Source organism: Microbulbifer epialgicus, from assembly GCF_041447265.1.
Classification (GTDB): domain Bacteria; phylum Pseudomonadota; class Gammaproteobacteria; order Pseudomonadales; family Cellvibrionaceae; genus Microbulbifer; species Microbulbifer epialgicus.
Genome location: NZ_JBGMEK010000036.1, coordinates 25,463 through 50,723 on the forward strand (window position 1 = coordinate 25,463; position 25,261 = coordinate 50,723).

15 protein-coding genes and 2 pseudogenes are annotated in these 25,261 nt (G+C 49.1%); 12 read left to right on the forward strand and 5 right to left on the reverse strand.

Going from position 1 to position 25,261, the window contains the following annotated elements:
• Position 1 precedes the first annotated feature (1 nt).
• The gene (locus ACCI49_RS15205) at positions 2 to 1,072 is read right to left on the reverse strand and encodes a LacI family DNA-binding transcriptional regulator (protein WP_371839912.1); all 1,071 of its coding nucleotides are present in this window, start codon (positions 1,070 to 1,072) and stop codon (positions 2 to 4) included.
• 858 nt (positions 1,073 to 1,930) lie between these two features.
• Here ACCI49_RS15205 and edd point away from each other — a divergent pair.
• The 8 genes from edd (at position 1,931) to ACCI49_RS15245 (ending at position 16,562) form a co-directional block, all read left to right on the forward strand.
• Positions 1,931 to 3,748 (forward strand): phosphogluconate dehydratase, encoded by a 1,818-nt coding sequence (gene edd / locus ACCI49_RS15210; protein WP_371839913.1) that lies wholly within the window; start codon positions 1,931 to 1,933, stop codon positions 3,746 to 3,748.
• Positions 3,749 to 3,799: 51 nt separating this feature from the next.
• On the forward strand, positions 3,800 to 5,260 hold the full coding sequence (gene zwf / locus ACCI49_RS15215; RefSeq protein ID WP_371839915.1) for a glucose-6-phosphate dehydrogenase: 1,461 nt from the start codon (positions 3,800 to 3,802) through the stop codon (positions 5,258 to 5,260).
• A gap of 60 nt (positions 5,261 to 5,320) precedes the next feature.
• Positions 5,321 to 6,031, forward strand: coding sequence for a 6-phosphogluconolactonase (pgl, locus tag ACCI49_RS15220; RefSeq protein ID WP_371839917.1), 711 nt, complete (start codon positions 5,321 to 5,323; stop codon positions 6,029 to 6,031).
• A 21-nt stretch (positions 6,032 to 6,052) separates the two neighbouring features.
• The gene (gene eda, locus ACCI49_RS15225) at positions 6,053 to 6,682 is read left to right on the forward strand and encodes a bifunctional 4-hydroxy-2-oxoglutarate aldolase/2-dehydro-3-deoxy-phosphogluconate aldolase (protein WP_371839919.1); all 630 of its coding nucleotides are present in this window, start codon (positions 6,053 to 6,055) and stop codon (positions 6,680 to 6,682) included.
• A 184-nt stretch (positions 6,683 to 6,866) separates the two neighbouring features.
• On the forward strand, positions 6,867 to 7,901 hold the full coding sequence (gap, locus tag ACCI49_RS15230; RefSeq protein ID WP_371839920.1) for a type I glyceraldehyde-3-phosphate dehydrogenase: 1,035 nt from the start codon (positions 6,867 to 6,869) through the stop codon (positions 7,899 to 7,901).
• 156 nt (positions 7,902 to 8,057) lie between these two features.
• Positions 8,058 to 9,494, forward strand: coding sequence for a pyruvate kinase (gene pyk, locus ACCI49_RS15235; RefSeq protein ID WP_371839921.1), 1,437 nt, complete (start codon positions 8,058 to 8,060; stop codon positions 9,492 to 9,494).
• An 829-nt stretch (positions 9,495 to 10,323) separates the two neighbouring features.
• Positions 10,324 to 15,435: an RHS repeat-associated core domain-containing protein gene (locus tag ACCI49_RS15240; protein ID WP_371839922.1), complete on the forward strand. Its 5,112-nt coding sequence runs from the start codon at positions 10,324 to 10,326 to the stop codon at positions 15,433 to 15,435.
• A complete protein-coding gene (locus ACCI49_RS15245; protein ID WP_371839924.1) occupies positions 15,435 to 16,562 on the forward strand; it encodes an ADP-ribosylglycohydrolase family protein in 1,128 nt (375 codons plus the stop codon). The genes ACCI49_RS15240 and ACCI49_RS15245 overlap by 1 nt, the downstream gene beginning before the upstream one ends.
• A gap of 709 nt (positions 16,563 to 17,271) precedes the next feature.
• On the opposite strand, the gene ACCI49_RS15250 is transcribed toward ACCI49_RS15245, so the two are convergent.
• Positions 17,272 to 17,466, reverse strand: a complete 195-nt coding sequence (locus tag ACCI49_RS15250) for a hypothetical protein (protein WP_371839925.1) — start codon at positions 17,464 to 17,466, stop codon at positions 17,272 to 17,274.
• Between the two features lie 193 nt (positions 17,467 to 17,659).
• On the opposite strand from ACCI49_RS15250, the pseudogene ACCI49_RS15255 reads away from it, so the two are divergent.
• Together ACCI49_RS15255 and ACCI49_RS15260 are read left to right on the forward strand one after the other, a co-directional pair.
• Positions 17,660 to 17,956: pseudogene (locus tag ACCI49_RS15255) on the forward strand (RHS repeat-associated core domain-containing protein); the annotation flags it as partial.
• Between the two features lie 122 nt (positions 17,957 to 18,078).
• A complete protein-coding gene (locus ACCI49_RS15260) occupies positions 18,079 to 18,582 on the forward strand; it encodes a nuclear transport factor 2 family protein (RefSeq protein ID WP_371839927.1) in 504 nt (167 codons plus the stop codon).
• A 76-nt stretch (positions 18,583 to 18,658) separates the two neighbouring features.
• On the opposite strand, the pseudogene ACCI49_RS15265 reads toward ACCI49_RS15260, so the two are convergent.
• Both ACCI49_RS15265 and ACCI49_RS15270 read right to left on the reverse strand, forming a co-directional pair.
• Positions 18,659 to 19,688, reverse strand: a pseudogene (locus ACCI49_RS15265) (transposase).
• Positions 19,689 to 20,413: 725 nt separating this feature from the next.
• Positions 20,414 to 21,526 carry an SMP-30/gluconolactonase/LRE family protein gene (locus tag ACCI49_RS15270; protein WP_371839928.1) on the reverse strand — a complete coding sequence of 371 codons (1,113 nt, stop codon included), beginning with the start codon at positions 21,524 to 21,526 and terminating at the stop codon, positions 20,414 to 20,416.
• Here ACCI49_RS15270 and ACCI49_RS15275 point away from each other — a divergent pair.
• Both ACCI49_RS15275 and ACCI49_RS15280 read left to right on the forward strand, forming a co-directional pair.
• Positions 21,525 to 21,803 (forward strand): hypothetical protein, encoded by a 279-nt coding sequence (locus tag ACCI49_RS15275; protein WP_371839929.1) that lies wholly within the window; start codon positions 21,525 to 21,527, stop codon positions 21,801 to 21,803. The two genes, ACCI49_RS15270 and ACCI49_RS15275, sit on opposite strands and share 2 nt — an antisense overlap.
• A gap of 1,072 nt (positions 21,804 to 22,875) precedes the next feature.
• Positions 22,876 to 23,790 (forward strand): zinc metalloprotease, encoded by a 915-nt coding sequence (locus ACCI49_RS15280; RefSeq protein ID WP_371839931.1) that lies wholly within the window; start codon positions 22,876 to 22,878, stop codon positions 23,788 to 23,790.
• Positions 23,791 to 24,510: 720 nt separating this feature from the next.
• Here the strand turns inward: ACCI49_RS15280 and ACCI49_RS15285 are convergent.
• Positions 24,511 to 25,261: IS4 family transposase (locus tag ACCI49_RS15285; RefSeq protein ID WP_371839933.1), on the reverse strand; the 751-nt coding region annotated here is incomplete at its 5' end.

The window sequence follows — 25,261 nt, forward strand, 5'->3', positions numbered from 1 at the left end:
CTTAACTACTGCATATTTTTTCAGGCGCTGGCCCACTAGATTCCCGCACGATCAGTTTGGGGGTGAAGCTGCGAATAATTGTCTTTTCTTGCTTTATTTTTTTCTGGCTGTCTCTCTCTCCACTGCCCTTGCAGTGAACCTGCTCAAGTGTCAGCTCTGCCGCACAGCGGGCTATTTCCTCATTGGGTTGATGCGCGGTGGTGAGTTTGGGCCAAGTTTGGCGCGAAAAGGGACTGTCTTCGAAGCCGGTGATAGAGAGCTGCCGGGGCACGTCGAAGTTGAGCTTACGCGCGGCAAATAAAGCGCCTGCGGCGATTTCATCGTTGCCGGCAAAAATTGCTGTAGGCGGCTGACTGGACTTCAGGAGTGCAGTTGCGCTCTCTACGCCCGAATCGAAAGAATACTCCCCTTGTGCCACTAACTGCGCATCGTAGAGTAGACCAGCTTTTTGCAGAGCTGCTTTATAACCTTCCAGGCGGCCCAGGGTGGAGAAGTGCTCGGTGCCTCCGGACAGGTAACCAATACGCCTGTGTCCCAACCCCAACAGGTGTTGCGTGATTTCAAAAGCTGCGGCGGCGTCATCAATGCGGATACAGTTGTGCTCCCCCTCATCTGTGCCATGGGATGACACAATCCGTACATACTTAACATCCAGGGAATTAAGAGTCTCAATCACTTCTTGAGTTTCGGAAAAGGGAGGGGTGAGTACCAGGCCCGCAATCCTGCTCTGCTCCACCAACCGGCGCAATTCATCATGGATGGTGCTGGATTTCGCATTGCTCGGGTGGATCAAAAGTTCATAGCCCTGAGTCCGGCAGGCTTCAAGGATACCGTTTTGCATATCGATAACGTAATAGGCATTAGGGTTATCGTAAATAAAGGCGATGGAGTAGGAGTGGGTCCCCGCCAAGTTGCGAGCCGCCAAGTTGGGGCGATAATTAAGTGCTTGCACCACCTCCAGTACCCGCTTGCGGGTGCTTGGGCGCACCGAGGGTTCGTTATTGATGACCCGGGAGACAGTTTTAATCGATACGCCCGCGCGCTCGGCCACGTCATTAATTGTGACTTTCATTGTGTATCGATCCTTGTTGTCTGAGTCTGTTGTACATTGAGTTGCCTGGGTAATAGTGTGGCTGCTGTTATCCCATTACCGCCAGCGAGCGCCGGATTCTATCAGTAATGTTGCGGTTAACCCTTCTCTGTAAAGCCTTTTTCAGGTTGTGAGTGAGACCTATCGCTTGTGTCTTGCTTTCTCTTGCTCTCTGTCAGCTCCTTCTTTTTTATGTAAAATTCTTACATATGACTGATGTGTCGGTCTCAAAATTTTTGCACTGTCTGTCTAGAAAAGGCTTTAACGTGGTATTTGGATGGGTTTAGCGCCACTTTCACGATAATTATTGGCATGTAATGGATTGGTTTTCCAAGACTAATAGTAAACCCTTGATTGGTTTTGTAGTTTTACTACATAATGGGCTCCACTAAGGTGGACTGGGTTTACCTGGGGCTTGGAAACACAGGGTGCAGAGCTTCTCCCCGAAGAGAAAGGGAGGAGGTAGCGGCCCCCTATTAATATGCAGGGCGCTAAACAGGATACGGCGGGCTGTATGGGCGTGATTTGGGATTCTGAATAGCAGCAAGAAAACCCTGTAAATAGGCCCGGAATAGTTTTTATGGACGATTTTTTTCTTTTTATTGGATCGGATACCTAGAAAACGGGTTTCGCACGCAGTCAGGGTCTAAAGGGCCAGGCACTGATATTGGGTGATAGGCCATCAGTCGCACTACAACCCAAGCATTGGAGTGAGAGGATCTTCCAAATGGTATGCCCTTCAAAAGGTTGATGATTACTGGTGGTTGAGTCACCTCCAAAAGTATGTCGCGAGCGAATTGGCTTAGGCCCGCGCCACAGCAGAATTAATACGGAAGAGTCATGGTTCACAGCAAGGTTCAGGCAGTTACCGATCGCATTATTCAACGCAGTGAGGAAACTCGTGCCCAGTATCTGGCGCAGGTGGAAAAGGCGCATATCGAGGGGCGAGCTAGTGCGCACTTATCCTGTGGCAACTTGGCTCACGCGATTGCCGCCTCACCAGAAAAAGACAAGCAGCTGATCGCGTCTGGGCGTGGACCCAACCTGGGTATTGTTACTGCCTATAACGATATGCTGTCCGCGCATCAGCCCTATGGCACTTACCCTGCTCGCCTGAAAGAGGCGGCGGCGCGTCACGGTGCTACGGCCCAAGTGGCTGGGGGTGTGCCCGCGATGTGTGATGGTGTGACCCAGGGGAGAGCGGGGATGGAGCTGAGTCTCTTTTCCCGCGATGTGATTGCCATGTCCACAGCTGTGGCGCTATCTCACGATGTGTTTGAAGGCGTCATGTTCCTCGGTATCTGCGACAAGATTGTACCTGGCCTTGTCATCGGTGCCCTGGCTTTCGGTCACTTACCTTCCATTTTCGTTCCCGCGGGCCCCATGCCCACGGGTCTCTCTAATGCGGAAAAGGTGCGGGTGCGCCAACTCTATGCCGAAGGCAAGGTCGGTCGCGAAGAGTTGCTGGAAGCCGAAAGTGCCTCTTATCACAGTGCTGGTACTTGTACTTTCTACGGTACCGCCAACAGCAATCAGATGCTGGTGGAGATCATGGGCCTGCAGCTACCAGGCAGTTCTTTTGTTAATCCTGGCACCGGTTTGCGGGATGCCCTGAACGAAGCAGCAGTGGCCCAGTTGGCAAAAATTACCGAGCCCAGCCTGCATACGCCAATCGCGAAAATCCTAACGGAAAAAGCTTTTGTGAATGGAATAGTGGGGCTGCTGGCCACCGGTGGCTCCACCAACCACACACTACACCTAGTGGCCATGGCGCGAGCTGCCGGCATTCAGCTGACTTGGCAGGATATGGCGGATCTCTCCGAAGTGGTGCCCTTGCTATGTCACGTCTATCCGAACGGTAGTGCAGATATCAATCATTTTGCCGCGGCTGGTGGCATGCAGCTGCTGATTCGTGAGCTGCTTTCTGCCGGCCTGTTACATGACGATGTTTATACCGTACTGGGTGGTTCGGGACTCAAGCCCTATTGCGATGACCCCTTCCTTAATGAGACTGGAGATGGGGTGGTATGGCGTCCCACTGCGGAAGAAAGTGGTGACACCTCGGTAATTCGCCCGGTAAGTGATCCTTTCTCTCATCACGGAGGTCTGCAATTGCTGGAGGGCAATCTCGGCCGTAGTGTGATCAAGGTTTCAGCGATCAAACCCGAGCACCTTAAAGTTAAGGCGCCGGCGATAGTTCTGCACAATCAGGACGAGTTATTGGAACGTTTTAAAGCGGGCGAATTAGAGCGAGATTTTGTGGCGGTAGTGCGTTTTCAAGGCCCCCAGGCCAATGGTATGCCGGAACTGCACAAACTGACTCCCCCCTTGGGTGTGCTGCAAGACCGCGGATTTAAAGTGGCGCTGGTGACTGATGGACGTATGTCTGGAGCCTCTGGCAAGGTGCCTGCGGCTATTCATGTGTCGCCGGAAGCGGTTGAGGGCGGTCCCATCGCAAAGGTGCGCGACGGCGACATTATCGAGTTGGACTCCGAAGCTGGGGTACTGCACGTACATGTGGATGAAGAAGAATTTACCGCGCGTGAAGCCGCGCAGTGTGACTTGTCCGAAAGTGCACGAGGTATGGGTCGTGAACTCTTCACCAAGATGCGTGCTATTGCCAGTGGTGCGGAGAGCGGTGCCAGTATTCTTTTTTAATTAAAGCGGTGTCGAACGATACCGCAACAGAACAATTTCAGAGCGAAATTTATGCATAACCCATTTGATATGGTGTTGTTTGGCGGCGGCGGTGACTTGGCTTTGCGCAAGCTGATCCCGGCGCTGTACCGCGCATATCGGGAAGGGAGCCTGGCTGGTGATAGCCGAATCCTTCCCGTATGTCGCCGTCAAGAAAATGCTGACCAATATATACAGACGGCTCATCAGGCGTTACAGCAATATCTGCGCGAAGGTGAGTACAGTGAATCCAGTTGGGATGGTTTTAGTCAATTACTGCGCCCAATCGCACTGGATATTGCCGTGCCCGATGATCAGTGGGAGCACTTGGCGGATATCCTCGGTGCTGATCCCAAGCGAGTGCGAATTTTCTATCTAGCTATCCCTCCTGCGGTGTTTGGTCCCTGCTGTGAAAATCTTTCTGTTAAGGGGCTGATTAGTGAAAATTCCCGCGTAGTCGTTGAAAAACCATTGGGTTACAACGCACAAACCTCCGATGAAATTAACAGCAAGATTGCCAGCTATTTTCCGGAAAATAACATCTTCCGCATAGACCATTACCTGGGTAAGGAAACGGTACAAAATCTGCTGGCGCTGCGATTCAGCAATGTATTGTTTGAGCACTTGTGGGATGCGAAAAGTATTGATCATATCCAGATCAGTATTTCAGAAACTGTAGGTCTTGAAGGGCGCGCTGGTTTTTACGATGAAACCGGAGCCTTGCGCGATATGGTGCAAAACCATCTACTGCAGCTGCTGTGCCTGATCGCGATGGAATCCCCCAATACTATGTCCGCGAAAAATATTCGTGCTGAGAAAATTAAAGTGTTGGAGGCATTGCGGCCACTTACCGGGTTGGATGTGGACAAAAATGTAGTACGCGGACAGTACGTTGCCGGTGAAATTGATGGACAACAGGTGCCAGGTTACCTGGATGAATTAAAAGGCGGCGTCAGTGCTACAGAAACATTTGTAGCCATTCAGGCACATATCGATAGCTGGCGTTGGGCTGGTGTGCCTTTCTACTTGCGTACCGGCAAGCGCATGGAAAAACGCTGTGCAGAAATTGTGGTGCAGTACAAAAATGTATCCCACCACGTCTATGACGAAAGTGCCGGTAAAGTTATTCCCAATCGCCTGGTCATTCGCTTGCAGCCGGAAGAGAGTATCAAGCTGGTATTAATGGCCAAGAAAATGGACAGTCTTACCACTGAATTACAACCGGCAGAATTGAATTTAACCCTTTCGGATACCTACGACAGTTTCCACAGCGATGCCTACAAACGCTTGATGTTGGATGCGGCGGCGAATAATTCAGCTCTGTTTATTCACCGTGATGAAGTGGCAGCAGCCTGGGCTTGGGTGGATCCGATTATTGAACACTGGCGTGAGACCAATAACCAGCCAAAAGATTATACCGCTGGCAGCTGGGGTCCAAAGGAATCCAGTGAGTTACTGGCCCCCAGTGGCCGCCACTGGTTTAACGCCAAGTAATGACTGTGGGAGGTGTTCTGCCACTAGAGGGCGCATTTCCCTGGAAAAATGGAAATATTCATGGCTGAAGAAAAATTTTATTCCGATCGTGAACGCTTGGTACAAGCACTGGTTCATGACTGCGCCAGCGAGCTGCAAAAGGGTATTAAAGAGCAGGGGCAGGCGACCTTTCTGGTTTCTGGTGGCAGTACTCCTAAGCCGGTTTACCAGGAGCTGTCCAAGCGCCCCTTGCCTTGGTCAAAGATAACTATCGCACTGGTAGATGAACGCTGGGTGGATAAATCTCATAGTGGCAGTAATCAGGCATTTATTGAAAACAATTTAATCCAAAATTATGCGGCAGAAGCTACATTGCTGGGCATGAAAAACCTATACGCAACTGCAGCTGAAGGCCAGCCTGATTGTGAGCGTGCCTATGCCGAGCTATCACGCCCTTTTGATGTTTGCATACTGGGAATGGGCAATGATGGCCACACCGCTTCGTTGTTCCCTGATGCACAAGGTCTTGTGCAAGCGTTAAAGCCGGAATCTGGCAAGCTATGCAGTGCGATTACCGCTAAACAGAGTGAAGTAACTGGTGCAAATACTGAGCGTATGTCACTGACTCTGAGTGCGATTTTGCAGGCCAAAAATATCAAACTACTGATTACTGGTGAGGAAAAACTGAAAGTTTATCGTGAGGCGCTACTCGGAAGCGATGAAATAGAAATGCCGGTGCGCAGTATTCTCAAGCAGGGGCTGAAACCGGTCACTGTTTATTGGGCGCCTTAACAAATGATTTGGAATTGATTGATGCAGAAAAATATCGCCGACATTTTGCAGGTTGCTGGCGTTGTCCCAGTGTTGGTTGTTGATCAGGTTGAAGATGCATTACCTCTGGCAACTGCGTTGCTTGAGGGAGGGTTGAATGTACTCGAAGTCACTCTGCGTACAGAGGCCGCACTGGGAGTGGTGGAGCAGATTGCCAAGCATTTACCTGAAGCACATGTGGGTACCGGTACTGTGTTAAATGGTGATGATCTGCGTCGCTCCGTTGATGCCGGAGCCAGCTTTCTGGTGAGTCCCGGTGCGACAGAGCAGTTGCTGGCTGCAGCGGATGCTGGCGAAGTACCGCTTTTGCCGGGTGCCGCTACGGCCTCGGAAGCTATGCGCCTATATGAGCAAGGTTATCGCTACCAAAAATTTTTCCCCGCCCAAGCTGCCGGCGGTGTCCCCATGTTGAAGTCCCTCGCAGGCCCTTTGGCGGAAGTGCGCTTTTGCCCGACGGGGGGAATCAGCCCGGATAACGCAGCCGATTACCTGGCGCTTAATAACGTGGTTTGTGTGGGTGGCTCCTGGATGGCATCCAGTACGCTGGTTCGGGAGAAAAACTGGGCAGAGATCACCCGGCTGTCAAAGCAGGCTGCGACATTAAAATCTTAACCTGCTGCCAGCATTAGGTCGACTATCTTTCCAGAGGTGTGGTTTTGGGGTTTTAGAAACGGTAACCGGGCAAGTGAGATGGCTTGCTGTACTGCCAGGTTAATCGTCATAAACGTTTTTTAAAGTGCGCTCTTTGATGGGTGCAGCATGGGAAACCAGAAGCTTATAAATAGGGTAAAGCCAGATGAAAGTTAAAATTGCCATCAATGGTTACGGTCGTATTGGCCGCAACATCACCCGAGCCATCTACGAGTCCGGTTACAGTGATCGCATCCAATTGGTTGCAATTAATGATCTCGCCCCGGTTGCGTCCAATGCGCACCTCACCCGTTTCGACACCATTCATGGCCGTTTTTCTAGCGAAGTAAAAGTGGATGGTAATGCATTGGTCATTGGCGGTGACCGAGTGCAAGTCTGTCAGGAGCGCGACCCTGCCAAATTACCGTGGAGACAATTGGGCGTGGACCTGGTGTTGGAGTGCACCGGTCGTTTTACTGACAAGGCTTCCGCCTCCGCACATATTGCAGCGGGTGCCGGTGCCGTGCTGATTTCCGCACCTTCGAAAGACGCTGACCTCACTGTAGTGTATGGCGTAAATGATGCAAACCTGACGGCTGATCACCGCGTGGTCTCCAATGCGTCCTGTACGACTAACTGCCTGGCACCTGTGGCTCAGGCGTTACACCGTGAATTGGGTATAGAGCGTGGCTTTATGACCACCATACATGCGTACACCAATGACCAGAATACCCAGGATGCTGTCCATGCGGATATTTATCGGGCACGCGCGGCAGCTGACAATATGATTCCTACTAAGACGGGCGCCGCCGCCGCTGTTGGCTTGGTACTGCCGGAGTTGAAAGGCCGCCTGGATGGAATGGCGGTGCGAGTACCAGTGAGCAATGTTTCCTTGGTGGACTGCCAACTAATTGCGGGGCGGGATACTACGGTCGAGGAAGTGAATCGCATAATGCAGCGGGCTGCAGAAGCCAGTAATGGAATTCTAACTTACTGTGACCAGCCGTTGGTATCTGTGGACTTCAATCATACCAGTGCCTCCAGCCACTTCGATGCCAATCACACCCGTGTACATGGCAACCTGGTGAAAGTAATGGCCTGGTACGATAACGAGTGGGGCTTTTCCCATCGCATGCTGGATACCAGTTTGGCCATGGCCGCCACGCTGCAGCTGGGTCTGCCGGTTGCAGAGTCCGCCTGAGTGAACTGATCGATATTCGCTGGCCGTAGGGCCGGCGCACAGGTATGGGAAAACCTGTGAGCTCGCCTTGTACATTTAGGGTCGATCAATCCCCCACGAAAAGGTGACGGGTCGGCCCGGCAAATTCAACTTTTCATAAACACCTGACGGGACCATATGATTCGCCATACAAAAATCGTCGCTACCTTGGGGCCCGGCACAGACAAGCCTCGCGTAATTGAGGAAATGATCCGCGCCGGGGTGAATATTGTGCGCCTGAATTTCTCTCACGGCTCTGCCGATGACCACCGCCGCAGGGTGGAAGAGGTGCGTGATGCCGCAACTGCACAGGGTAAAACTGTCGGTGTACTGGGAGATTTGCAAGGGCCCAAGATTCGCATAGCCCGTTTTGCCGAAGGCAGTGTCGACCTGGAGAATAATGACGAATTCACGCTGGATCTCGACTGCCCGCCCGAAGGTGGTGATGAGCACCGCGTAGGAGTCGATTACCCCAGCCTGATCAGCGATTGCAAATCAGGCAATATCCTTCTTCTGGACGACGGCAAGATCCGCCTAGAGGTAACTGGCACTACCTCGAGCAAACTTTATTGTCGTGTGCTGCAAGGTGGCAAGTTGTCCAACAACAAGGGTATCAACCTACTTGGTGGCGGCCTTTCTGCACCGGCACTTACAGAAAAAGATTATCGGGATATCGAGTTGGCCGCTGAACTTGCGGTAGATTTCCTTGCTGTGAGCTTTCCCCGCTGTGCAGAAGACCTGGAAACCGCACGCAAAGCCATGCAAGTGGCCGGCAGTCAGGCCGCGATTGTGGCCAAAGTGGAGCGTGCCGAGGCTGTAGCTGACGATGCGGAGATGGATGCCCTGATTCTCGCATCCGATGCCATTATGGTGGCCCGTGGTGACCTGGGTGTGGAGATCGGCGATCCAGCTCTAGTGGGCGTACAGAAGAAATTGATCAATCGTGCCAATGCGCTCAATCGCGGTGTGATTACTGCGACGCAGATGATGGAGTCTATGATCACCAGCCCGACGCCCACCCGCGCGGAAGTAATGGACGTGGCCAATGCGGTGCTGGATGGTACCGATGCAGTGATGCTCTCTGCCGAAACTGCAGCTGGTGACTACCCAGTGGCGGCAGTGGAGTCCATGAGTGAGGTGATTGTGGGTGCTGAACAGTATCTAGGCAGTGTGCCCTGTACACCGGAGGAGCACGGTGCCTCAGACCGTATTGATACCGTAATTGCTCAGGCAGCAATTGATGTGGCTTCCCGGGTGAAGAATCTCTGTGCCGTGGCGGCCCTGACCGAGTCCGGACGCACCCCTCGCATGATGTCTCGCGCCAATACCCGCCTGCCTATCTACGCAATGACACGACATCCAAATGTTGCACGCCAACTGGTACTCTTGCGTGGTGTTGAGCCTATCAGCTTTGACCCGGCTGCGGTCCCGCTAGGTCATTTAACAGAGTCTATTATCGAAGTACTCAGCCAGCGCATCGACCTGCAGAAAGGCCAAAGGGTACTGATCACACAGGGTGAGCGCCTCAATGTGGGTGGGCACACCAGTTCCATGCGTATCAAAGAGATCGAATAGTAGGTTTTTGATGTAAGCCATCACCAGCCAAAATCTCTGCAGGATTGGTGATGGCAAAAGTGTCTTAGATGTAAAATCTGGGCGCTGGCTGCATAAAAAAGTTTTCTTTCCCTTTCCATAGCTTGCCGTTTTATTGAGTAAAACTGCTTTATGGCGGTTTCACATCTCATTCTTAATTGCCGCTAATGTGTCGGTTAAGGTGAATAAGTATGCTTATGACCGCCCGAAAACTATGGCTTATGTAAGGTCGGTTCTTCCTTATATAGATCATTTTTTGTTACGACCTAGTTTTGTAATTTAATTTTCCCTTAGGTTAGTTTCTAGAAATTACCCACAGCTTGGAGCAGTTCCAGGAGGTGGCCAAATTCGATTAATTTTAAATATCTTTTTTTGTCAAGTTCTCTCTTTGATTTGTAGTACTCGTGTAATGACAGCTATCTACCCCCGTTGGTCCATTTGCGGTAACCTGCCCGGCAGGTCGTAATTTCAGGTATTTCCTGCCAGTAGCTTTGGCCTCACCTCATCCAAATACCGGTGAATTGATACTATTGGCGAATAGAATTTCCATAAGCCAAATAGGCAATGGTATTCACTATTCAAGATTTCACAAATTGCGATTACCCTAATCCAACAAGTTATTTAGGGGGATTCAACCGTGCAGAACGTATTATTGTTGGCTGCAAATTAAGCAGTACTAATGAAGGAACCTGGTAGTAGAGCCGGGGCCCCAATACAGAGACGAAAAAATAAATCAAGACGATTTATTGGACCAGAACATGATAGTAAAAGGCTGGCGCAAAGCGGGCTTACGGCGTTTGAAGGATTATCCATGCAGCTAAGTGTCGAGAACAGGCAAGGCGTTCGTTATATGGTCAGAGTTGGTTGGGCGTACCAGACGGGCATTCCCCTGAAGGTCAATGCCAGCCAGTTGTTGTCGATGTTCGATGATGCTGTAATCCAGGAGATCCACGAATACTTTTTTGGTATGAATGGTATCTCCTGTAATGCGCTGAGTGTCAGTATCCAGTCAAGCCAGGCAGGTACTGTCTTTTTGGGGCCGTTGAGCGAAGTACCTGGTCACCTTTCCAGTCGGGAGCAGGAAATTTACCTGGCCCTGGTCCAAAATCGCCTGATTATCGAAGAAGCTCCGTTTGCAGCCAGCGCTCTTGCTGACAAGCAGTCAGAATTGATTGCCAAGATCCGCATGGGCTTACAGCAGATTATCGCCCAAGAAAGAGCCGAGGCGGCGCTGATCCAGCAGCGTCACGAGCAGCGCTCCCCCTTAGAGAAAGTGGGTGCCTATATTGATCGCGGTGCTACCGGCTTGGGCAATGCCGCTTGGGGCCTGGCCGTTTGGGGCAAGGACGTGATGGAAGTAGCTGCGCTCGTTAATCCCATGCGCCAGGCCAGGGAACTCAGCACGGCAACAGCAAACTACCTTTTGTACGATAAGAGCTTCGAGGAATCCGGCAAAGAGTACCTCTCTGCAGTGCATCGGGAAGCAGTCGATGTGCTTGGCTTTGATCCCTCCAAGATCACCAGGCAGCAGCTGGAGCTGGCTCTCGAAGTGGCCCAGGTGATTTATGACGAGCCGGCACTGCGGGATTCGATTTTTCGCTTTGCCCAGGACTATGTAAAAGCTCAGCACAGCCTTGAAATCACCGAAATGGCTGGTGGTGGTGCCTTTGAGATTATTCTCACCATCGTACTGGCGGCGGTTACCGGTGGCGTTGGCGCTGTGGCGGCCATGGCGAAAAATACGCGCCTGTTGGGAGCTTTCCGCGGCATAGGCGATTTGATGCTCGACTTCGCCAAGTTGAAAAAGCAACGTAATCTGCTTGCCAAAAAGCGAGGTGGTAATGCCAAGGGCAATGGAGCCAGCTTTTCCGACTTGAGCTCTTCCGATGCAGCAGCCCCATCCAATTCGAATGGCCCCTCTTCGAGCAGTTCAAGCTCCAGTGGTAGTTCCAGTAGCTCTAGTGCCAATAACAGCAACCAAAGCGGAAATAGCTCTGGTAATAACAGCAATAATTCTCAGGCTAGCGATAGCAGTAAGACCAGCCAATCCAGCGAAGCGGATAAAGCCAATAGCCAGACTGGGGAAAACCACAACGGGGATAGCTCCCAATGTAATGGCAAGGCCTGCGAAGGTGGCGACCCTATTAACCTAAAAACGGGTGAAGAACGCCTTACTTTGGTCGATGCCGTACTGGATGGTCCACTGCCACTAACCGTGGCGCGCACCTACCGCAGCAGTAATGCCAAAGACTTCGGCCTGGGCCACGGCTGGACCCACACCCTGGGTGAAAAGCTGGCGTGGCGCCCAGGCAAAGCAGTGCAGTTCCACGATGCCGAGGGCCGGGTAATCAGCCTGCCCGCTCCAGGAGACAGCGGCTGCAGCCACAACGTAGTGGAGCAGTTAAGCCTCACCCGCGTTAATGATGATCACTGGATAGTGACCCCCTACGGCGCCCCCAACGGAGTACAAAAACACTTTAGGGCCACCGGTGATAAAGGCACCCTCAAGCTTGCAGAAATCCGCGATGGCTACGGTAACTATTACCTGTTCCACTATATCGACGAACGCCTGATCTGTATCGAAAGCAGTATCGGTGAAGCCCTGCATATCAGCCCGCCGCAAGGGCAGCCAAACAGCCAGCGCATCGGTGAGCTGAAAAAAGAAACCCGTGACGGCCGCATCAAAGTACTCGCAAATTATGAGTACAGCGATGAAGGCGACCTGACCAAAGCTACTGATGCTGACGGCCACAGTGAGGAGTATCAATATCACCAGCACGTCATTAAGCAGCGCACCCTAAAAACCGGCTACCACTTCCACTTTGAATGGGATGCCGAAGGCCCCTCCGCCCGCTGTGTGCGCCAGTGGGGTGACCCGATCGATGGGCAGGATACCTACAATTACCAGTTTGCCTGGGACGATGACGGCAAGGGCGTTACCGTCACCGATACCCGCGGCGGTAAAGAGCGCTACCGCTTTAACGACCGTGCCCTACCGATTTATCACCGCGACCCGGAAGGTGCAGAGACTCTCTACAGCTACAACGACCTGGGTCAGGTCACCCGAATACAGCTGCCCAGCGACGATGGCAGCCTGCGCGAAGAAATTTACCAATACGATGACCAGGGTCGCCTGATACAAAAGGCCGATGCCGCCGGCAATAACCACCGTATCGAATACAACGGTGAAGGCCTGCCCGCAAAAGTTACCGACCCCGCCGGTAATAGCTGGCAACGGGAATACAACAAAAATGGCCAGATCGTTGCCAGCAAAGACCCCCTCGGCAACAGCACCCAATACGGCTATAACCCCGTTGGCCTGATCGGCAGCGTTACCGACCCTCTCGGCAATACCACCCGCTACCTGTGGAATCCCGAAGGCAAGCTCGCAGCGGTCAAAGACCCCATGGGCCGCGCCCAGCACTACCGCTACGACGGTGCTCGTCGCTTGGCAGAAGTGCAGCACGCCCCGGGCCAGATAACCCGCTATGAATATGACGCCCTGGATCGTATCCATGCGGTGACCACTCCAGACGGTGCCCGCACCCAGTACAGCTACAACCCCCAAGGGTTATTGGCTGAAGTAATGGATTCCGAAGGCCGCAGCACCTGCTACGCCTACGATGGCCTCAGCCAGGTTAAGATCCGTACCAACCCGGACGGCAGCCGCCTGGAGTATCACTACGACGGCGAGCGCAACTTAATTGGCCTAACCAATGAAAACGGCGAGCACTACCAGCTTAAATACGACCTCAACGAACGCCTGATTGAAGAAGTTGGCTTCGACGGTCGTGTTACCCGCTACGCCTACAACTGCGCCGGCCATCTGGTAAGTTCCAGAGCCGTAACCGACACAGTCAGCGGCAAGGGCATCGACACCATTTTTGAACGTGACCCCTTCGGCCGCTTATTGGAAGAAACCACCCCGGACGGAATCACCAACTTCCGCTACAACCGTAGCGGACAACTTATCGAAGCAGAAAATACCCACCGTAAACTGCGCTGGGAATACGATGCCAATGGCCGCGTTACCACCGACTGGCAGGGAAAAGACAAGCTCAGCCACCAGTACGATGCCGCCGGCAACCGTATCGCCACAACTCTGCCCGATGGTGAAACACTGAACTTCGCCTTCAATCCTTCAGGTCAATTCCAAAGCCTGCACCGCCGCCCTGTAGGCAGTGATACCGATCAACTGATCACCAGCATCAGCCATGACGAACAGGGCCGGGAAAGCCAACGCCAACACGGCAACGGACTGGAAAGCCAGAGAGACTACGATCCACAAGGCCGCCTGCAGAAATTGCGCCTGGGCAAAACCAGCAGTGCAAACCAGAGCCCAGTGTCCGACCCCACCCAGGGCACAAACTCAATCCTGGAGCGCAGTTACCAGTACAACAAAGCCGGCCAGATTGCCAAGATCGAAGACAGCCTGCGTGGAACCCGCAGTTACCACTACGACGCCCTGGATCGCCTGACCCAGGTAGACGGCCCCAACCCCGAATATTTTGTGCATGACCCTGCACACAATATCCTTGCCGCCGCTAACTCAAAAGACGAAGCCAAACAGCAGACCAGGGCCACCGAGGTCAAAGGTAATCGTTTAGCCTTCCGCGGTGATACCCACTACCGCTACGACATTCACGGCAACCGCATCGCCGAACTGCGTGGTAAAGGGCAGAAACTGCAAACCCGCTACCACTACAACATCCGCCAACAGCTGGTCCGTGTAGAAAAACTCAAGGTAGAGGAGGGCACAGAACAGTTCCAGCAGGTTATCCACTATCGATATGACCCGCTTGGTCGACGTATTGGCAAGGCCACTAATAGCGAACAAACTGAATTCCTCTGGGATGGTGATGTCCTGTTGCGGGAAAGCAACAGCGACATCCACACCAAGCAGGATCTGAATACCCGCACCTACTACTTCGAACCGGGTACCTTTAAACCTGTTGCGTTAAAAGAAGATGAGCAGGTTTATCACTACCATCTGGATCATCTGGGAACCCCGGATACCCTAACCAACCAGGAAAGTGAAGTGGTATGGAGTGTTGCCTACAAGAGCTATGGCAATATTGCCTTAGCCCATGAAAATCAGATAGAACAACCGATCCGTTTCCAAGGGCAGTACTTCGATGAAGAGACCGGGCTGCACTATAACCGGTTTAGGTATTATGATCCGGCAGTGGGGGAGTTTACTCAGCAGGACCCGATTGGGTTATTGGGTGGATCGAATAATTATCGGTATGTGCCTAATCCAGTTAGATGGGTTGATCCGTTTGGGCTTACGGCAAATAATGACGATTGTCCTAAGGGTGATGTAAATAAAATACCCGATGATTTTGACTTTCTTGAAGATTTAAATGTCAATAACGTCGTTGAGCAACATGCTGGCTTATCTTTTGTTGAAAATAGTAATCAGTTGCAAAATTCTCTGGAGGGATTACCGGATAATCTTTATCAGCATGAGTTTTTAGCACTTCGGACTTATACCGGTCCATACTATAGGCAGATGAATGGCGTGCTGAGAGGAAAATACCCCGAAATAAGTGAGACGTGGGATCCTGTTAATAATGCGGCAAGTAGGGCACTTGAAAAACTTTCAGCTGACCCTTTAAGAAATTTTGAAGGAATAACTTATCGCGGTGCCCCAATGACAGAAGAGAAAGTTCATGAGCGTTTTCCTGGTGTGGGAAAAACATATTCAGATAAAGGGTTTAGTAGTTCAACTTCAGACCCAGATGAAGCTTTTTCTGGAAATGTACAAATGACTATAAAATCTAAAACAGGTGTAAAAATACAAGACATATCTGCAGTCCCCTCCGAAGATGAGGTTTTGTTCCGTCCGGGGACAGAATTTAAAATAACTAAGAAAGAAAAAGATGAAGATGGTATTTGGCGTATTGATTTGGAAGAAGAATAATGGCTGTTAAGGTGAGTGTTCCCCCATTATCTAATAAGTTTAATGAAGAAAGTCAAACTAAAAATCAATGGCTTTTAAACTACTTTATCTATCGGGAATCTCCTCGATCACAGGCAGACTTATTCCATTTTACACGATCAATGGGGAAGAACTCTAGTATTCTAGCTGATCGATATAGAGGTTGCTTATTAGGTCTGGCTATTGGAGACGCCCTGGGCACAACCCTGGAATTTGGTGAGAGGCCGGATAAAGAGGATCTAACAGAAATTGTAGGGGGTGGACCATTTAAGTTGAAGCCTGGTCAGTGGACTGATGATACTAGCATGGCTCTTTGTCTAGCCTATAGCTTGCTTGATAAGAAATCTTTCGATGCAAGAAATCAAATGGAGCTTTATTTAGCCTGGTGGAAGGAAGGTCTTTTTAGTTCCACTGGTAGATGTTTTGATATAGGAAATGCTACGGCGAGAGCCCTCAGTAAATTCTCTGAAACAGGGCAAGAATTTTCTGGTTCTGACCATGAAAGATCCGCAGGTAATGGTTCCCTGATGAGATTGGCTCCGGTCCCACTTTTTTTTGCTAGCCTGCCACAGGATGGTATCCGAATGGCTGGAGAAAGTTCAAGAACAACTCATTCCGCAATTGAATGTGTGGATTCATGTCGGTTTTTTTCAGCTCTGATTCTTGGCGCTTTGTATGGCGAGAAAAAAGATATACTTTTGAGCGAAGGGTATGCTCCAGTTAACTGCTATTGGGAATATCACCCCCTTTGCGAGAAGGTATACAAAATAGCACTTGGATCTTATAAGAAAAAAACAAGAGATGAAATACTTTCATCCGGTTATGTCATTGATTCTTTAGAGGCGGCTTTGTGGGCTTTTTATAATACTTCAAATTTTGAAGATGGGCTTGTGAAAGCCGTAAACCTTGGCGGAGATAGTGATACTATTGGCGCTATATATGGTCAATTGGCTGGAGCCTTCTATGGGGAGTCGAAAATCCCATTCCATTTTATAAAAAAGATACATAAACCTCATTTGTTTTATTATTTTGCAGATGAGTTGGTTGCATATTATGCAGGGAGTCCAGTTTTTGAAGAGTGCGATATTGTTAATTTTAAAAAGATCTAATTTTGGTGGGTTTCGGGGGCTCTTTTGTGCCAAAAAATATTTCGATATATGTACCTAGTTTGAAATTAGTTTTATAGGAGGAGGTTGGTTTTAAAGTGGCTCTTTAAGTCCGTGTCAACTTGATTTTTTTGTTTTTGATGTGTTAATTTCGGTGGAAACTAATTTGTAATACAGGCTTAATATTTATCCTTTAATGAAGGAGGGGAGTTGCTTTCAGTGCGAATTTTTATGTGGTTTTTCCCATTTCTTGTTAGGGATTACACCAAAGAAAGTGGATCGATTTAGGTCTGGCCGAGATAATACTCAAGAAGTGAAACATATGATGCCAATGTTCGCGTCATCACAGACAGGCAAGCCTGAGATTGGCTCGAGAGGGATACCGTTTAGGGGGCTATAGCTACCATATTGGATGATGGAGAAGTACTTAACTTCGCCTTTAACCTCGCCGGCCAATTCCAAAGTCTGCACCGCCGCCCTGCAGGCAGTGATACCGATCAACTGATCACCCCGCACCCTTCAATCCTGAAGCGTATATCGATACCTGACTCAGGTGGACGGCCCCAACCCCGAATATTTTGTACACGACCCAGCACACAATATTCTTGCCGCCGCCAACTCAAAAGACGAAGCTAAACAACAGGCCAGCGCCACTCAGGTCAAAGGTAACCGTTTAAGCCTTCCTCGGTGATACCCACTACCGGTGCGACATTTACAGCAACCGCATCGCCGAGCTACGTGGTAAAGGGCAAAACTGCAAACCCGCTATCACTACAACATCCGCCAACAGCTGGTCCGTGTAGAAAAACTCAAGGTAGAGAAGGGCGCAGAATAGTTCCAGCAGGTGACCCACTACCAATACGACCCCCTGGGGCGCCGTATTGGCAAAGCCACGAACAGCGAACAAACCGAATTCCTCTGAGATAGCGATGTCCTCCTAAAGGAAAACAAACCGGACAACCAAACAGGACCTCAGTACCCGCACCTATTACTTCGAACCGGGCAGCTTTAAACCGGTTGCTTTAAAGGAAAGCGAACAAGATAAAGAACAGGTCTACCACTACCATCAGGATCATCTCGGCACCCCGGATACCCTCACGAACCAGGAAGGTGAAGTGGTATGGAGTGTTGCCTACAAGAGCTATGGCAATATTGCCTTAGCCCATGAAAATGAGATAGAGCAGCCGATCCGCTTCCAGGGGCAATGCTTCGATGAAGAAACCGGGCTGCACTACAACCGGTTTAGGTACTATGATCCAGAGGTTGGTGAGTTTACTCAGCCGGACCCGATTGGGTTATTGGGAGGTGTAAACAACTACCAGTATGTGTCGAATCCAGTAACTTGGATAGATCCTTTCTATTCCAGTATCGAAAAACTCCAATCGATTGATGTTTAGTTCTGAGGTTAACACTCGGTTCAAATACATATCGAACAACTCTTTAGAGAAATATATTCACAAAATTAGCTGCAGAAACTATTCTCATTAGTATCCACTCGTGAAAAAGTCGAGCTAGACAAATGAATGAGCTTCAACTATTCAAGGACCGGTTTGCAATTAGTGATTTGCTCGCTCGCTACACATTAGCCGTTGATAACCACGACACTCATGGCTGGGCATCACTGTTTACACCTGATGGCCGCTTTATAAACGGCAATCGCATGATTAAAGGAAGGAAAAAACTAGAACGCTATGCAGTGGTCCATAGTAAAATAGGAAGCCGACATATTACCTGCTCACCCCTACATTACATTTCAGAAGACGGACAATCGGCCTCAGGCAAAGCATCTACTGTAGTTATCATAGCGACCCGATCAGGTTATCGCGTCGCTATGGCTGCAGAATACCGAAATGAATTGGTTAAAGTAGACGGCAATTGGCTTTTCGAAAGTCGGCGGGCAGATGAATTTGGGTTACCAGAAGATCCTAAATTTCCAATTCTCAACGCAGATCCCGATACTCGTGATCTATTAAACCTATTACTGGATGCATGGAATGATCTGGGCGAGCCTTTACCGAAATAAATTTTTCCGAACTTTAATAGATAAAAACTCAATTCCCTCCGGAGTTATTGTCAATTCTGGTGTTCAACAAGTCTGATCAAGCAGCGCCTTGGTGGGCCGTTGGCACCTCCTCTCCATCTTTGAATTTCACTCCGGTGATGACTTTGGCGAGGTAGCCAAAGCCATGGAGTTTTCTCCATTTTCTCTCCGCACACACTCCCAGCTTAAACAGCATCTGCAGCATTCCTTCTCTCGACAGGCAGCCTTTGGAGCGCTTCGTCCTGTGTCGTATCGTTCCGAGCGTCGATTCAATCGGGTTCGTTGTCCGGTTGCTCTGCCAGTGTTTTGCCGGGAAGTCGTAGAAGCTCATCAGTTCTTCGTGGCCCTTTAACAAGCACTCGACAACTTTCGGGTATTTGGCTTCGTACGTCTTGATGAGGGTGTCGAATGCCTTCACCGCATAAGCCCTTGTCTCAGCCTGCCAGATGTCGTGCAGGAGGTTGGCTCGACTTGGGCAGTTAGCCGTCTTGTGTACCCAGCAGCGCTGTTGGCGCGTCTCCGGGTAGGTCTCTTCCAGCCCCGCCCAGAACCCCATGGCACCATCTCCAATTGCCAACTCTGGGGGGCGCTCTTTCAGCTTTTCCAATACACCTTTCCAGCTCAACGTCGATTCACGCTCTCCGTCTTCAATGGCCAGAAAGTGTTTTTCTCCTTGCTCGTTCACGTCAATGACAACCAGCGCGCAGAGCTTGCCTTCCTCTATCTCACCGGTTGAAACACTCTTCAGGTATAGCCACGGCAGCGCCGCCTCCAGCGAGCGGGCCTTGCGTACGTAAGGCGGGCACCAAAGCAGAACGGAAGTTTACCGGCTCGCCGTCCTTACTTCGGACTTTCGGTACCTTGATCTTCACCGGACCGATCCCGGTCTGAATCTCGCGTTCCGGCAGGTGGCCATTGCGGACTACAGCCGCACGGCCGTCGTCTAGGCGACGATCTTGGAATGCTTCCATGAAGGTCGACAACTCTGCCTTCACTGGCTGCGGAAGCAGCTCTCGTGCGCCCCGTTCTGTCAATGGGTTAGCTGCCTCCTGTCGACCTGCAAACTCAACAACGTTATTCTTGTCCATAGCGGCGTATTCCTGGTGGGTTGTTTGTTTGGCGACAACAAATCAACTAGATACGCTGCTTTTTCCAAACCCTCAAACCCTCAAACCCTCAAACCCTCAAACACCAGAATTGGTTATAACTCGTGCTTGATTAGGCTGACATACACGGCATTATTCCCAGTGGCAACACTAGCATGATAAATTCGATGATCGTGTTTCGCGGCGACAATAAACTGCCGGTTATGCTGAAGTACAAAAAGAGCCGATTGATGCGTATGATTCTATGTTTGGATGGGCCTTTTATGCTTCGTAGTTATTCCTATCATGAATTGTACTTTCTAGAATATTCAAAACGGATTGAATCAGCCGTTAACTGTGTAGTGATCTATTTTGGTAGCGCCAACACAATTCATAGCTTTGAACGGCTGAGGAAGTATGGCATCCCGTTTGGCACTAGCTTTTTAAGTGCCCCTGATCTACCTGAAAAATCTGCCGACTTTAAGGCATCTCTATAATTTACTTTTTTGGCATCCGTCAACACCGATTCATGGGAGCTTCAGGCGATAAAATTCAGGAAAGCGCAATTTTTAGAGGCGCCCTTTAAAAGCTGTTGCACGCACTGTAATGAGTGCGTGGGAACTATCGTAGTGGTTAGGGGATTCACTGTTCGCGTTTTTCGGACTAACGAATGAATCTGGCCACGATGCGATCAAGCAGGGCATCTATTCCTGAAAATGTGTGGTGCATTAGCCATCATTGCTCATGGAATTCAATGTCAATTTGTCTAAACGCGCAAAATCCTTTGCAGTCAAACTGCCAATATAGATGTATTTATCGGTTTCCAGCACACTGGTATTGGTAGGGTAGGCACCACTTGGGTCCTGAAGGTTAGCAACTATGTTGCCATTGTCATCAAAGGCTATTACATGACTGTAGTGGGTAGCTTTCGGGCGGATAAACGCAGGCATGCGCTGGATAATTTTGCGCACAAAAGGCTTATCTGAGAGTTTATCGACCAGGCGGCTACGCGGTGAGACGAGTCCCACCCAATAACGCCCATCCTGACCACGTGTCATGTTATCCGGGAAGGACGGTAATGCATCAATCAGGACTTCCGTCTGGCCTTTTTGGGGGCCTTTCAGCCAATGTTTGTGTATGCGGTACTCACCTGTCTCGTTGATATAAAGTGCACTTTCATCGTGCGCCAGAGCAACACCGTTGGCAAAAGTCAGTCCACTGACCAGAGTTGTGACCTTACCTGTCTCAGGGTTGAAACTGAATACACGGCCATGCCCACCGTGCTCCATCAAATCCAGCAGGCTTGCGGGATAACTTCCGCCGTTTGCTTTGGCGCCAAATTTTGAGGATGCATCACTGAAGTAAATGGTGCCGTCGGAAGCAATATCAAGGTTATTTGAATATTCCAAAGGCTCACCGTCCACTTCGCTAAGCAATTTGGATTTTTTACCGTTTGGGTCGACTTTCACCAGGCCGTCATACGCATCGGCCACGATCAGATTACTGGCGTGATCGAATGCCAGTCCTAATGGACGGCCGCCAATACTGGCAAACAGCTCGATATTAAGATTTTTTGGATTTATGCGCAGGATATTGCCCTCATGGGTTGATACATAGATATTTCCACGTTCATCCATGGCGATATCTTCTGGTCCGGTATCCTTACCGATATCAATGATTTCAAGTTGACTTAAAATGTTGTTCGACGCGTAATTACCAGAATAGCCAGGGTTTTTAGCTGCTTGCCAGCGCTTGGGGTCAACCGGAACCGGGTAGAAAAGGAGATAGGCAACAAGCAGTATCACCAGTAATAATAATGCGGAGGATATTTTTTTTGTCATGGTATTTGGGGTCATTTCTAATTCAGTGGAGCGGGGATTTTATTACGCTTTACTTCAGGGCACCAGAAAATTACTGATACCTGTACGCAAACTTCACACCAAAGCTCACTGGGTCATCAAAGGCTGCGTACTGGGCAAACCTGCAATCAATCCCGGTGATGATACAACTGGCATTGATGAGGTTTGTGCCCCACTGGCTCATATCCAGCGTGTGCTTGTTATCTGGGGCTCGGGACCGGTCGGGCATCCCACAGACGGTAGGCATCAATTTCAATAGAACGGCTGGTGTCGCTCCGCTAGTAGCTAATCCAGCAGTAATTAGTGGAAGCCAAAAAATAGTCAGTATTTCCAGGCGCTAGAGTATTGCTCATGCAAAGCTTAAATTACTGTTGCCCCAAGGGAGGGCATGGTGTGGCCAAGTCTAGCTAAGGTAAATTCAAAAAGCCAAGAGATGGTGGCAGTTAAGGGGGGAGATACCTATATGAATGGCAATGCTAAGGCAACAAAGAAGCATACGTTTTCCGTTAAATGACGATGGAAATTTTAGTTTCGCTCTAGTGTTTGTACAGAAAATTCAGATGTATTCTTCCGATTGAGACCACCTTCATACCATTCTTCCTGAATAGTATACATTCTGGACTTCACTCTAATTATCTTTGTGACCGTCATTGATAAGCTCTGCTTAACGATTAAAATTGAAATAACTATGATATATAACTGAGCATTGAGATATATTGCTAATAACAATAACTTATATATCAGTGGGAAATTGATTGATTAGTGCGGAGATAAAAAATATGGAAAAATTATGGATGATAATAATTGCTATAGTTGTTTTTTGTGTGAAGTCCAATCTATCGCTTAATGGCTCTTTTGTTGGATGTAATAGTGGTGCTTATGGTATTTAGCTTTTATGGATGGCTGTGCAATCAAAATATGGTTTACATTGAGAGTGTTTACGTTGATGTATCCCGAAGATTGCTAAAAATGTTAACTCTGTTAAACATCTATAGTACTTTGTGTATTTTCTAGTATTTTCAACAATTATTTTTTAATGTGGATCTTGGTTGCCGCCTTTAAACGTCATCCTGTTTGAATCCCATATATGATTTCTCTTGAAACTATTTTTCCTGTCATTGGTGTATTTGTAATTTTCTTTTATTTCGTGGGTTTGGATTCTAGTTTAGAGTGGTGGATTTCTTTATGTCGAACTCGCCGCCCGATAAAAGAAATTTATGTCATTATTATGTTTTTTGGATTTGGTACTATTGACACAAGTTGGTTTAAAGGTGGAAGGTTGGCGGGCTGTCTAGGAGGTTCAGTTTAATAAAAAAATTAAGGTTTAGGTCATGAGAAAAGCTAATATTTCAACTTCAATAAAAACTGCATTGTCATTGTGTTTACTTGTATCGCCTGCAGTTGGGCTTGCTGAAAGTGCTTCAGCAGTTGAGTATGCTAATGGTAATGCTAAATTTAAGCGTTGCGGTACTAACCATCCCTCTATTCAAGAAGCTGCTTTGAAAGAACAGCATTTCACTACACTGCGAGGACAGTCGGATATTCGTAGTGGGAGTCACACGTTACGTCCTGCTGGCTCGGTTACAGTTGATGTGTACTTTCATATAATTACTGATACCTCAAATAATGGCTCTCTACCCAGCAGTGTAATTAATGCACAAATGGCAGTGCTCAATGATGCATACGCAGGTACACCATTTACCTTTAATCTGGTCTCGACTTCTGTAACAGCTAATAACGCTTGGTATAACGTTGGTTATAGGTCCTCTTCAGAGCGAGCCATGAAAAACTCTTTACGTGTCGGTGATGCGGGAGATCTGAATATTTATGTGGCTGATATTGGTGGCGGCTTACTCGGTTGGGCAACCTTCCCTAGCGATTATTCCTCTGATCCGCTAGATGATGGGGTGGTGATTTTAACCGGCTCGGTGCCTGGCGGTAATGCTGCGCCTTACAATGAGGGCGATACTCTTACTCACGAGGTTGGTCACTGGTTAGGTTTGTATCACACTTTCCAGGGCGGTTGTGGCGGAAATGGTGACTATGTTTCCGATACCCCTGCAGAAAGATCGCCTGCTTATGGGTGCCCAGTAGGTAGGGATTCCTGTACAAGGGGAAGTAATGCAGAAGGTCTGGATCCGATCACAAATTTCATGGATTACACAGAGGATAGCTGTATGTATGAATTCACAGAGGGCCAAGCCACTCGGGCTGACGAGCAAAGCAGTACTTATCGCGGCCTTTAACAATTAATCGGGGGGATTACTCCCCCCGATTCACTGTAAATTATGAACAGAATCCTATTTTTTATCTTATGTGTCTTGATATTGTCGCGTGCGACTGACGTAGCTGCTCAGAGAATCGCTGTGCCGGATTATGTTAATTGCGATAGAAACCAGTTGACCTCTTGGCAGGGAGAGGTGACGAGATTAATAAGGACAGATAACAGCATCAAGGTATGGATTGCCACTGATTACGGCACTAAAGAATCATTAATACTGACAATGCCTAGCTGGAAAGAGCTTCTTGGGCAGTTTCGCCTACAGGGAAAGGTGTTTCACACGGACGATTGGGAGAAGATCATGAATTCGCAATCAGGTCTTCGGTCTGGAGTTCGAGCGATAATCTGGTTATGCCAGGATAAAGCTCATTTCCCCGTGATTAATTGGCAGCTCTAATTTAACTAGAAATCTATGTGCTCAATATCTGTAGAAGCAAAAAAGCCCGACAGTGAAAATGATCGGGTTTCTCTCAGGGTAAGTAGAATCAGGGTGAACTTTTGCGCGATTGTTAAATTACGTTAGTTATCTGCTTTATTGCTGAATCTTGGCCTGAAAAGTAATCCTTTGCCATAAGTGTTACAGGTAAGTGTGGCGCAATCCAGATTCGGTGGTCTTCGGCCTTGGAGGCTTGATGATACTGAGAAGAAATAATTCCCCATACGCCACTGCTGTGTTTTATACACATCATTTAAGTCCATTTAAAGCTTCCACCGCCTCCATGTAATGAAGCAGTTTTGTGTATCCTTGCCAAACAGTTTTAACTCCCGGCTCACCATCACCGCTACGCCCCAAAAAGCCGCCAAGGCCTGCCAGCATACGAGTTATATCTCTCATACTTGGAAGTTCATTTGGTGGGGAAGTTTTACCTTGCATCATCCATATCATACGCCATTCTTTTTCAGAATAGGCACTCGTGCACGGCGCATCAGGAAGCCTTCGTGCTCGTGTTGTCATGGAATGTAGCCGCCATCCTATAATCATATAGATCGCAATACAATTCAACATTCGCTGCTCAGTTCTAAAGCGGTTACTTTCTATCTGACATCCACCTTTCACTACTCGAAAATAGGTTTCAATTTCCCACCGACTTCTATACCACTCTATGATAATCCTCGCTTGCTTAAAGTCTTCAACTGGAAGATCTGTCAGCAGCATCCACTCAATGCCTTTTTTGCCTTCTGGTGGATTCAATTCCTTAGCAAAGACGGCGTGGAGAGAAAGAGGTCGTTTCGGTTTTCCTTTTCCCAGTAATCTCACTTCTGCAGTGGACACACTGACCTTGGCTTCCCTTTCTGGCTCTCCATTCTGTTTTGGGATATCTACTGTGTATTTCCCAACAGATTTCTGTTTGGTCATGTAGTCCCAAAGTAACGTCGTATCTTCTCCATCGACCTCTAAGGTACGATTGGCCTTGGCTCGAATGATATAACTTGCA

What these genes read in the sequence shown, in the direction of transcription:
- ACCI49_RS15205 (WP_371839912.1), bottom strand. Translation starts at nt 1,072, where the DNA reads ATGAAAGTCACAATTAATGACGTGGCCGAGCGCGCGGGCGTATCGATT.
- edd (WP_371839913.1), top strand. Translation starts at nt 1,931, where the DNA reads ATGGTTCACAGCAAGGTTCAGGCAGTTACCGATCGCATTATTCAACGC.
- zwf (WP_371839915.1), top strand. Translation starts at nt 3,800, where the DNA reads ATGCATAACCCATTTGATATGGTGTTGTTTGGCGGCGGCGGTGACTTG.
- pgl (WP_371839917.1), top strand. Translation starts at nt 5,321, where the DNA reads ATGGCTGAAGAAAAATTTTATTCCGATCGTGAACGCTTGGTACAAGCA.
- eda (WP_371839919.1), top strand. Translation starts at nt 6,053, where the DNA reads ATGCAGAAAAATATCGCCGACATTTTGCAGGTTGCTGGCGTTGTCCCA.
- gap (WP_371839920.1), top strand. Translation starts at nt 6,867, where the DNA reads ATGAAAGTTAAAATTGCCATCAATGGTTACGGTCGTATTGGCCGCAAC.
- pyk (WP_371839921.1), top strand. Translation starts at nt 8,058, where the DNA reads ATGATTCGCCATACAAAAATCGTCGCTACCTTGGGGCCCGGCACAGAC.
- ACCI49_RS15240 (WP_371839922.1), top strand. Translation starts at nt 10,324, where the DNA reads ATGCAGCTAAGTGTCGAGAACAGGCAAGGCGTTCGTTATATGGTCAGA.
- ACCI49_RS15245 (WP_371839924.1), top strand. Translation starts at nt 15,435, where the DNA reads ATGGCTGTTAAGGTGAGTGTTCCCCCATTATCTAATAAGTTTAATGAA.
- ACCI49_RS15260 (WP_371839927.1), top strand. Translation starts at nt 18,079, where the DNA reads ATGAATGAGCTTCAACTATTCAAGGACCGGTTTGCAATTAGTGATTTG.
- ACCI49_RS15275 (WP_371839929.1), top strand. Translation starts at nt 21,525, where the DNA reads ATGGTATTTGGGGTCATTTCTAATTCAGTGGAGCGGGGATTTTATTAC.
- ACCI49_RS15270 (WP_371839928.1), bottom strand. Translation starts at nt 21,526, where the DNA reads ATGACAAAAAAAATATCCTCCGCATTATTATTACTGGTGATACTGCTT.
- ACCI49_RS15280 (WP_371839931.1), top strand. Translation starts at nt 22,876, where the DNA reads ATGAGAAAAGCTAATATTTCAACTTCAATAAAAACTGCATTGTCATTG.